General features: G+C 68.2%; 9 protein-coding genes. 8 read left to right on the top strand and 1 reads right to left on the bottom strand.

All coding sequences use genetic code 11. The features are described from left to right. Nucleotides 1-98 precede the first annotated feature (98 nt). From CA236_RS17280 to CA236_RS17245, 8 genes are all read left to right on the top strand, one after another. Nucleotides 99-1,070 carry a LysR substrate-binding domain-containing protein gene (locus CA236_RS17280; protein ID WP_125946561.1) on the top strand — a complete coding sequence of 324 codons (972 nt, stop codon included), beginning with the start codon at nt 99-101 and terminating at the stop codon, nt 1,068-1,070. Between the two features lie 96 nt (nt 1,071-1,166). After that, nucleotides 1,167-2,447 (top strand): 4-aminobutyrate--2-oxoglutarate transaminase, encoded by a 1,281-nt coding sequence (gene gabT / locus CA236_RS17275; protein ID WP_125946564.1) that lies wholly within the window; start codon nt 1,167-1,169, stop codon nt 2,445-2,447. Further along, nucleotides 2,444-3,916, top strand: coding sequence for an NAD-dependent succinate-semialdehyde dehydrogenase (locus CA236_RS17270; RefSeq protein WP_125946560.1), 1,473 nt, complete (start codon nt 2,444-2,446; stop codon nt 3,914-3,916). The genes gabT and CA236_RS17270 overlap by 4 nt, the downstream gene beginning before the upstream one ends. Continuing rightward, nucleotides 3,909-4,685: an ABC transporter substrate-binding protein gene (locus CA236_RS17265; protein ID WP_125946559.1), complete on the top strand. Its 777-nt coding sequence runs from the start codon at nt 3,909-3,911 to the stop codon at nt 4,683-4,685. Before CA236_RS17270 ends, CA236_RS17265 begins: the two co-directional genes overlap by 8 nt. Beyond that, on the top strand, nt 4,682-5,335 hold the full coding sequence (locus CA236_RS17260) for an amino acid ABC transporter permease (RefSeq protein WP_046406403.1): 654 nt from the start codon (nt 4,682-4,684) through the stop codon (nt 5,333-5,335). Before CA236_RS17265 ends, CA236_RS17260 begins: the two co-directional genes overlap by 4 nt. Then, the gene (locus tag CA236_RS17255; protein WP_125946563.1) at nt 5,332-6,057 is read left to right on the top strand and encodes an amino acid ABC transporter ATP-binding protein; all 726 of its coding nucleotides are present in this window, start codon (nt 5,332-5,334) and stop codon (nt 6,055-6,057) included. The genes CA236_RS17260 and CA236_RS17255 overlap by 4 nt, the downstream gene beginning before the upstream one ends. A 103-nt stretch (nt 6,058-6,160) precedes the next feature. Beyond that, nucleotides 6,161-6,529 (top strand): cupin domain-containing protein, encoded by a 369-nt coding sequence (locus CA236_RS17250; RefSeq protein WP_125946558.1) that lies wholly within the window; start codon nt 6,161-6,163, stop codon nt 6,527-6,529. Further along, nucleotides 6,526-7,929: an FAD-dependent oxidoreductase gene (locus CA236_RS17245; RefSeq protein WP_241212732.1), complete on the top strand. Its 1,404-nt coding sequence runs from the start codon at nt 6,526-6,528 to the stop codon at nt 7,927-7,929. Before CA236_RS17250 ends, CA236_RS17245 begins: the two co-directional genes overlap by 4 nt. Nucleotides 7,930-8,119: 190 nt before the next feature. On the opposite strand, the gene CA236_RS17240 is transcribed toward CA236_RS17245, so the two are convergent. Then, nucleotides 8,120-9,817, bottom strand: a complete 1,698-nt coding sequence (locus CA236_RS17240) for an amidohydrolase (RefSeq protein ID WP_164518982.1) — start codon at nt 9,815-9,817, stop codon at nt 8,120-8,122. Nucleotides 9,818-9,870: the final 53 nt, after the last annotated feature.

Here is a 9,870-nt window from a genome sequence, read left to right as displayed (position 1 = left end):
GAAAAAGCCAAAAGCCTGCGCGGAGATACCACCCGCCTCCGCCAGCCGTGACCGCGCATGATTGACAGTCCCGCCCCGTCACCTGTTATCGCGTTCTCATGGCGAACAACGGACACAGCGGACGGTCGGACAATCCTGCGGTTTATGGCCTGACGGTGCAGCAGCGCCGGCTGCTGCCCCAATTCGCCGCGCTCAAGGCGTTTGAGGCGATCGGCACCTGCGGCGGCATCCGCCGCGCGGCGGAGGCGCTGTCGGTCGATCACGCCGCGGTCAGCCGCCACCTGCGCGCGCTGGAGGAATGGGCCGGCGTCCCGCTGTTCGATCGCGCGTCGGGCGTCGCGGGGCAACTGACCCCGCATGGCGCCCGGTTCCACCGCACCATTGCGCGCAGCCTCGCTGAAATCTCCGCCGCCGCGCTCGATTTCATGCCGCAGCAGGATGACCGCAATCTCGTCCTGTGGTGCGCCCCTGGCCTTGCCTCCGAATGGCTGACCGGCCGCATCGGCAATTTCTCCGCCGCCTTTCCCGATATCCAACTCGAACTGCAGCCGATCGAGATCACGCCCGGCGCGGTGGGCCATGATGTCGATGCGTACATCCATTACGTCATCGACGCGCAGAAGGCCGATCTCGACCCCGATTTCCGTACCCAGGAACTGGCCCGCCCGCGGATCCTGGCGGTGGCCAGCCCCTCCTTCGTCGCGGACCTCCCGCCGGTCGCAACCCCCGCCGATCTCCTCAACCTGCCGCTGCTGCACGAGGCCAATTTCGACCAGTGGCGCCGCTGGTTCGAAAGCCATGGCGTCGCGGGGGCGGAAAATCTCGGCGGCCCGCGCTACTGGCAGGGCCACCTGACGCTCGCCGCGGCCCGGCGCGGGCAGGGGCTGGCGCTCGCCAACACGCTGCTGGTGGCCGACAGCATCCGCCGCGGCGAGCTGGTCGAGGTGGGGGATTTCGCGCCCGTTCACCTCGGCTCCTACATGCTCACCACGCGCCGCACGCGCTGGCGCGGCCTTGCGCTCACCGATTTCCGCCGCTGGATCGAACGCGCGATCGTCGCCCCCGACTGAGCCGGCTTGGTGACCGCCGGTCACCGTTCCAACCAGCGTAATCAACTTGCCGCCCGGCCGCCGGATCGCAGACTTGCCACCCGGAAGCTGGAGGAGATGACGGTGAGCAATGTTGACCTGTTGAGCCGTCGATCGGCCGCGGTTCCCGCTGGTGTGGCGACCGGGCTTCCGCTCTTCGTCAGCCGCGCGGAAAATGCCGAGATCTGGGACGAGGACGGTCGCCGCTACGTCGATTTCGCGGGCGGCATCGCGGTGCTGAACGTCGGCCATCGCCACCCGCGCGTCATGGCCGCGGTGCGCGAACAGCTCGACGCATATACCCATGTCGCCTTCCAGGTGACGGCATACCGCCCCTATGTCGAACTGGCCGAGCGGCTGAACGCGCTGGCGCCCTTCTCGGGGGAGGCGCGCACGCTGCTGCTGACCACCGGCGCCGAGGCGGTGGAGAATGCGGTGAAGATCGCCCGCGCCGCAACCGGGCGGCAGGGCGTCATCGCCTTCACCGGCGGCTTCCACGGCCGTACCGCGCTGACCATGGCGCTGACCGGCAAGGTCGCGCCGTACAAGCGTGGCTTCGGGATGCCGACGCCGGGGGTCTACCACCTGCCGTTCCCGGTGCCGCACCAGGGTGTGGAGGTGGCGGATACGCTGCGCGCGCTGAACTATCTCTTCGCGGCGGATCTCTCGCCCGAGGATGTCGCGGCGATCATCATCGAGCCGGTGCAGGGGGAGGGGGGCTTCCACGCCGCGCCGACGGAATTGCTGCAGGAGCTTCGCCGCCTGTGCGATGCGCACGGCATCCTCCTGATCGCCGATGAGGTGCAGACCGGCTTCGCGCGCACCGGCCGCATGTTCGGCATCGAGCATAGCGGCGTCGAGCCCGACCTGATGACCGTGGCCAAGTCGATGGCCGGTGGCCTGCCGCTGTCGGGCGTCATCGGCCGCGCCGCGATCATGGACCGGGTCGAGCCGGGCGGTCTGGGTGGCACCTATGGCGGCTCACCGATTGCCTGCGCCGCTGCCCTCGCGGTGCTCGACGTGATCGCGGAAGAGGGGCTGCTCGACCGCGCCGACGCGATCGGGCGGCGTGCCAAGGACCGGCTGACCGCGATGAGCGCGCGAAGCGATCTGCTGCCGATCGGCAATATCCGCGGGCTGGGCGCGATGATCGCCTTCGACATCATGGAGCAGCGCGGCGGCAGCGCGGTCGCCGTCAACGGCGCCAAGGCGGTGACGATGCGCGCCGCGGATGAAGGGCTGATCCTGCTCGCCTGCGGGACCAGCGGGGAAACGATCCGGATCCTCGTGCCGCTGACCGCGTCCGACGCGGTGCTGGATGAGGGGCTGGCCGCGATCGAGCGGGCGCTGGCGGCATGACCGCGCTCACCCTGGGCAACGCCGCGCTGCTGCGCACCGGCGCCTATATCGACGGCCGATGGGATGATGCGGGCAGTGGCACTTTCGATGTCCACAATCCCGCCACCGGCGCGCTGGTAGGCTCGGTCGCGCGGCATGGCGCTGCGGCCGCCAGCCGCGCGGTCGAAGCGGCCACCACGGCACAGGTCGCCTGGGCGGCGCGTTCCGCCGGCGACCGCGCGGTGATCCTTCGCCGCTGGCACGATCTCATGCTGGCCAATGCCGATGATCTCGCCCGGCTGATGACGGCCGAACAGGGCAAGCCGCTGGCCGAGGCGCGCGGCGAGATCGCCTATGCCGCCTCGTTCCTGTTGTGGTTCGCCGAGGAAGCGCGGCGCGTCTATGGCATGGTCATCCCCGGCAACACGCCCACCCGGCGCCTGACGGTGATCCGCCAGCCGGTCGGCGTGGTGGCGGCGATCACACCGTGGAATTTCCCCGCCGCGATGATCACGCGCAAGGTCGCGCCCGCACTGGCGGTTGGTTGTGCCGTGGTGCTGAAGCCGTCGGAGCTGACCCCGCTCTCCGCGCTGGCGCTCGCCGCGCTGGCGGAGGAGGCGGGCGTACCGGCCGGTGTCTTCAACGTGGTGGCGGGCGACGCCGAAGCGATCGGCGACGTCCTCACCCGCGATCCTCGCGTCCGCAAGTTCAGCTTCACCGGCTCGACCGCGGTGGGCAAGATGCTGGCCGCGCGCTGCATGGAGACGGTGAAGCGCGTGTCGCTGGAACTCGGCGGCAATGCGCCCTTCATCGTGTTCGACGATGCCGATGTGGAGGCCGCGGCCGACGGCGCGATGGCGTCCAAGTTCCGCAACACCGGCCAGACCTGCGTCTGCGCGAACCGCTTCCTGGTACAGGACGGCATTTACGACGCCTTTGCCGAGGCGCTGGCGCGGCGCGTGTTCGCGCTGCGGGCCGGCGATGGCCTTGCCGGCGTCACCGACCAGGGGCCACTGATCAACCAGGCGGCGGTCGAAAAGGTCGTGCGGCATCGCGATGACGCGCTGGCCCGCGGCGCGCGCGTGCTTGCCGAGGGGCAGGTCGCTGCCGGCGGGGGCGACGGAAACTTCATTCCCGCGACGCTGCTGGGTGATGTTCCCGCCGACGCGCTGCTGACGCGCGAGGAGACGTTCGGGCCGCTCGCAGGCTTGACCCGCTTTGCGCGGGAAGCTGATGCGATCCGAATGGCCAATGATACGCCCGCCGGCCTTGCCGCCTATCTCTACACCGCCGATGGCGCGCGCGCGACGCGCGTCGGCGAGCGGCTGGAATATGGCATGGTTGGCCTCAACACCGGGATCATCTCGACCGAGGTGGCGCCGTTCGGCGGGGTCAAGGAATCCGGCTTCGGCCGCGAGGGGTCGGTGTTCGGCATCGACGATTACGTGTCGATCAAGCTGCTCGCGGCGGAGATCGCATGTAATGAATGAGCCGCTCGGCCTGCGTCGCCGGGATCTGCTTGCCGTGCCTGCCGCGGCGATGGTTCTGGCGGGCTGCCGCGTTCGCGATCGCGACCCCTCCACATTGGTGGTGGGATCGTCGCCGACCGGGGTGCCGTTCAGCTTTGTCGACCCGTGGAGCAATGAGCTGACGGGGTCGATGGTCGACACCGCGACCGCGGTGGTCAAGGCGGCGGGGCTGGGGGTGGAAACCGCGATCACGCCCTTTTCGGCGCTGATCCCCTCGCTGGTCGCACGCAAGATCGACGTGATCGCCGCCGCGCGGCTGCGCACCCCGGAGCGTGAGCGGATCGTGGCGTTCAGCCAGCCGGTCTATCGCTACACCGGCGCGCTGATCGTTCGCGGCGACGATCGCCGTTCGCTGCGCTCGCTGGATCAGATCGGCACCCTGCGCACCGGCGCGCAGGTCGGGTCGCGCTTCGTCGATCAGCTGGAGGCGGCGGGCGCCAGCAACGTTGCGACCTATGAATCGCTCGCCGACATCCTGCGCGATCTCGAAAACGGCCGGATCGACGTCGGCTATGGCGACGAACCGATCGTCCGGTACCAATTGCGCGTCGGCAGCCGGCGAAATGTCCGGCTCATCGAGGAATTCCGTGCGCCGGCGCGGGAGGAACTGTGCCTGGTGATGCGGCGCGACGATCCGCGCCTGCCGGCACTGAACGATGCGATCGCGCGGCTGGTCGATACGCGGATACCGGCCATCAACAGCAGATGGGGGCTTTCGAGCGCGGCATGAACGAGTTTCTGACAGATGCCATCTCGTTCCTTCCCGTGCTGGCGCGCGGGCTGTGGACGACCGTCCTGCTGACGCTGTGCGCGCTGGCGGTCAGCTTCGCGCTGGGCATGGTCTGGGCGCTGATGGGCATGTCCCGCCACGCCTCGCTCCGCGCGGCCAACGCCGTGATCGTCAACACGGTGCGCGGTATTCCGATCATCGTGCAATTGTTCTTCGTCTATTTCGTGCTGCCGGAATGGGGCATCGATTTCTCGCCCTTCTGGGCCGGTGTGATCGGGCTGGGGATCGCTTATTCGGTCTATCAGGCGGAAAACCTGCGCGGCGGGTTCGAGGCGGTGGATCCGCAGCTGATCGAGGCGGGCACGTCGCTTGGCATGGGGCGCGGCCTCATCATGCGCCGCATTGTCATGCCGCTGGGGCTGCGCACCGCCCTGCCATCATTCGGTAACACGACGGTGATGCTGCTCAAGGATTCCTCGATCGCTTCCACCATCACGGTCGCGGAGCTGACCCGGTCGGGCCAGTTGCTTGCCATCGCGACTTTCAAGAACGGGACCGTCTATGTCCTGATCGCGCTCCTCTACCTCGCGGCGAGCATTCCGCTCGCGATGGCTGTGCGCGCGCTCGAGAAAAAGGCTGCATGGCGATGATCACGCTTTCCGGGGTCACCAAGTCGTTCGGCGATCGCCCGATCCTGCGCGGCGTCGATTTCGCGATCGCGGCGGGCGAGGTGGCGTGCCTGATCGGGCCGTCCGGTTCGGGCAAGTCGACCATCCTTCGCACCATCAACGGGCTGGAACGGCACGACGGCGGCATCGTGACGGTGAACGGCCTGCTCCTGTCCGACCGCACCCTCCCGCAGATCCGCCGTCAGCTTTCCATGGTGTTTCAGCGGTTCAACCTGTTCCCCCACCGCACGGTGCTGGAAAATGTCATGGAAGGGCCGGTGCAGGTCCTGCGTGAGCCGGTGGCGGAGGTGCGCGAGCGCGCGCTGGCGCTGCTCGACCGGGTCGGCATGGCCGAACGCGCGGCGGCTTATCCGTCGCAGCTGTCGGGCGGTCAGCAGCAGCGTGTCGGCATTGCCCGTGCGCTCGCCATGCGCCCCCAAGCGATCCTGCTCGATGAGCCGACCTCCGCGCTCGACCCGGAGCGCGTGGGCGAGGTGCTGTCGGTGATCCGCGCGCTCGCCAGCGAGGGGATGACGATGGTGGTGGTGACTCACGAGATCGCCTTTGCCCGCGAAGTGGCCGACCGTGCGCTGTTCATCGACGGCGGGGTGATCGTCGAGGACGGGCCGGCACGGCAGGTTCTCACCGCGCCGACGATGGAGCGCACCCGCCAGTTCCTCGACCGGGTCCTGCAACCCACGTGAAGTGGTGATTTATCTGCACCGGGGGTGAGGCTGATCTCAACTCTTACCCCCGGCACGATTGTCTCATGCCCAAGCGAACAAGATTGCGAGGGTGTCGATCGAAATGTCTGCCACAACATTCAATGTCACCGAATTGTTCGCCGGCGCGCCGGAGCCGAAGGACGTGCCCGTGCCGCTCGGCACCCCCATCTCGCAGGTCCGCTCGATCGCGCTGCCATCCTCCTCCCGGCCCACGACGCGGCTTGGCGTGTGGGAATGCACGCCGGGCCGCTGGGTCCGCCAGGTCGTGCAGGCGGAATTCTGCCATTTTCTCAGCGGCCATGCGGTGTTCACCCCGGAAGGGGGCGGGGACCCGATCACCTTGCGCGCCGGTGACGTCGCGCACTTTCCCGCCAACAGCCGCGGGCATTGGGACATTGTCGAAACCAGCCGCAAGGTCTTCATGGTCTTCGACGAAGAGCAGGCGTCGTGAGCGGGCCGGCCGCTGCGCCGGGCCCGATCCCGAACGATTTCTGGCTCGGCACGTCCGGTGACGATCTGACACCGCGCGCGCCGCTGAAGGGCGACATCAACGTCGACGTCGCGATCCTGGGCGGTGGCTTTTCGGGATTGTGGACCGCCTATCACCTGTTGAAGCGCGATCCCTCGCTGGAGATCGCGATCGTCGAGCGGTCGATCTGCGGTTACGGCGCCTCGGGCCGCAATGGCGGCTGGTGCTCGCCGCGTTTCCCGGTCGATCCCGGCGCGCTGATCCGCCGCTTCGGCCCCGCCATGGCGCGCAACACCATCCTCGCGCAGCAGGCGGTGGTGAAGGAGATCGGCGCCACCCTGCTCGAAGAGGGCATCGACGCACATTTCCGCGAGACGGGCCTCCTCAGCCTGGCGCGCAGCGAGGGGCAGATGGCCGGCCTGCGCCGGACGCTTGCCACCTATCAGTCATTGGGGCTCGACCGCGACAACCGGGTGATCGACGCGGCCGAGGCGCATGAGCGCGTTCATGCGACGCACTTGTTCGGCGCGCTGGAAACGGCCGCCGGTGCCAACGTGCATCCCGGCCGCCTCGTGCGCGGGCTCGCGCGCCTCGTCGAGCGGATGGGCGCGGTCATTTACGAGGATACGACCGCGCTGTCGGTCAACGCCGCGCCGCAGTCCGGCATCACCACCACGGGCGGGACCGTCGTCGCGCGCCGTGCCGTGGTCACGGCGGCGGAGGCCTATCTGGCGCAGGTGCCGGGATATCGCCGCACGCTGCTGCCCATGTCGTCGATGATCGTGCTGACCGAGCCGCTCAGCGATGCGCAATGGCAGGCGGTTGGCTGGGCGGGGGGCGAGAGCCTCAGTTCGCAGGTCCACACCAAGAACTATCTCACCCGCACGGCGGACGGCCGCATCCTGTTCGGCAGCCGCGGCGCGCGTTATCTGTTCGGATCGGCGCTCTCGGAAAGCGCGATCACCGACGAGGCGACGTTTAAATCGATGCGCCGCAACGTCCACGAATGGTGGCCGCAGCTCGGCGAAGTCGAATTCACCCATCAATGGGGCGGCTTCCTGGGCGTGCCGCGCGACTGGCTGCCGACCGTCCATTTCGACCAGAGCACGCGGATCGCGTCGCTCCACGGCTATACCGGGCGCGGCGTCTCGACCAGCGCGCTCGCCGCGCGGCTGCTCGCCGGGCTGATCGGCGGATGGAGCACGGGGCTGGAGGAACTGCCCTTCCACCGCCGCCGCACGCCCAAATGGGAGATCGAGCCGTTCCGCTGGGTCGGTGTGCGCTATGTCCAGAATGCGTTCGAGCGGATCGACGCCGCCGAGCGAGACGAGCGCCGGCCCCCGCTGGATACGCCGCTGGCCGAATATCTCGGCGATCAATGAATAATACTGGCGCCGCCTGCCGCTCCTGACCGGGGAGCGGGGGCGGCGCAGGGGCGGGGGCAGGGGCAGGCGGGAACGCCGCGCGGCAGGTTCCACCGCGCAGCACGCCTTCCCGGATCCAGCACAGAAACAAAAAAAGCAGCGGGCAGCATCACGCCGCCCGCTGCCCTGATCGTGGCCCTAGCCCGCTTTACGGCCGCTCGTAGGCGACCTTGCCGTCCACCACCGTCATCGCGACGGGGATGGTGCTGAGCTTCGCCGACGGCGTGGTCAGCGGGTCCTGCTCCAGCACCACCAGATCGGCGAGCTTGCCAACTTCGATGCTGCCAAGGCTCTTTTCCATGAAATTGGCGCGGGCCGACCAGATGGTGAACATCTTGATCGCTTCCATCACCGATATCGCCTGATCCTTCTGGACGATGCGGCCGAACTTGGTGTCGCGATGCACCGCGCGCTGGATCGAGAACATCGGGTTGGTGGCGAAATTCTGCGTGCCCACCGTGTCGACGCCGCCGGGTGGCTGCAGCCCGCGGTCGATCAGGTCGCGCAGCGGGAAGAATTTGACGCCCGGTTCCTTGATGTTGACGTCGGTCAGCCGCCACAGGAACGCGATCTGCGGCGAGGGGATGACGCCCAGTTCGCTCAGCCGCTCCAGCCGCTTTTCGGTACGCGCCGGGTCAAGCTTCAGGAAGTGCCCGAAATGCTCGATCCGGTCGCGCACATCGGGTTTGGGCGACAGGCGGTTGGCATTCTCGAACGCGTCGAGCACCATGTCCTGCGCCCGGTCGCCATTGGCGTGGATCTGCACCTGCCACCCCCGCTCGCGCGCGGTGAGGATGATCTTGTTGATCGTCGGCTGGTCCATGCTGGTACCGCCCATGTTGTTGGGCACCCAGGTGGTGCCCGAACCCTTCCACGCCGGCTCATAGGTCGCGGCGGTGGTGCCCCATACGCCGTCCATGAACATCTTCAGCGCGCCGACGCGCAGCATGTCGTCGCCCAGCCCGGTGAAGACGCCGGATTCCAGGAACTGCTCGGCCATGGTCACACTGCGCGCGAGATAGTTCATCCGCACGCGGGTCGGCAGGCGACCCTCGTTGCGCAGCTCCATCATCGCGCGATAGGCCTGCGGCGGCGACAGATCGGATACCGTCGTCACGCCCTTCTTCAGATAGAAATCGTCCAGGACCGCGCGGACGCCTTCCTTCATCTGGGCGTAGGTGAATTCGCTTCTGGGCCAGGTCACCGGCGCATCGCGGATGATCGCGACTTCGCCATCGCGCGTCCGCTCATAGCGGCCGGGCGAGCCGGCGGGGGGATCGGGGAAATCCTTGCCCATCCCCAGGATCACCGCCGCGCGATGATTGATGATCGTGTCGTGGGCGCTCCAGTCCAGCCGCACCGGATTGTCGGGGAATGCCGCGTCGAGCTGTGCGCGCGTCGGCATCACCTGATTATAGGTGCCCTGGCCGATCAGCCACGCGCCCGCCGGCTTCGTCTTGGCCGCCGCGCGCAGCGTGTCGATGATCGCATTGGCGTCGCGCAGCGGCGGCACCTGGATGTTGATGTGATTGGCCTCGACATTGGCCATGCCGGCGACGTGCGAATGCGCGTCGATGAAGCCGGGCAGCAGCGTGCGCCCCTTCAGGTCGATGATGCGCGTTTGCGGCCCGCGCCATTCCGCCACGTCACCAACGGCGACGATCCGGTTGCCGCGCACCGCGACGCTGTCGGTGATGCGATCGGCACTGTCGACCGTCACCACCTTGCCACCGGTGAAGATCAGGTCGGCGTAGCTTTCGACGGCAGGGGCGGGCGCCGGGGCAGAAGCAGGCGCCGCCTGCGCCTGTGCCCCGGCGACGCCGGGGATCAGGGCCGTGGTCGCCAACAATGCGGCAGAAATCCATCGAATGTCCGGCATCGTCAGCGACCCTTTTCCTT

Origin of the sequence: Sphingomonas sp. ABOLG (assembly GCF_003950435.1) — a bacterium.
GTDB classification, from domain to species: domain Bacteria; phylum Pseudomonadota; class Alphaproteobacteria; order Sphingomonadales; family Sphingomonadaceae; genus Sphingomonas; species Sphingomonas panaciterrae.
The sequence above is the reverse complement of the archived record's forward strand: the minus strand, read 5'-3'. Positions and strand labels throughout refer to the sequence as shown.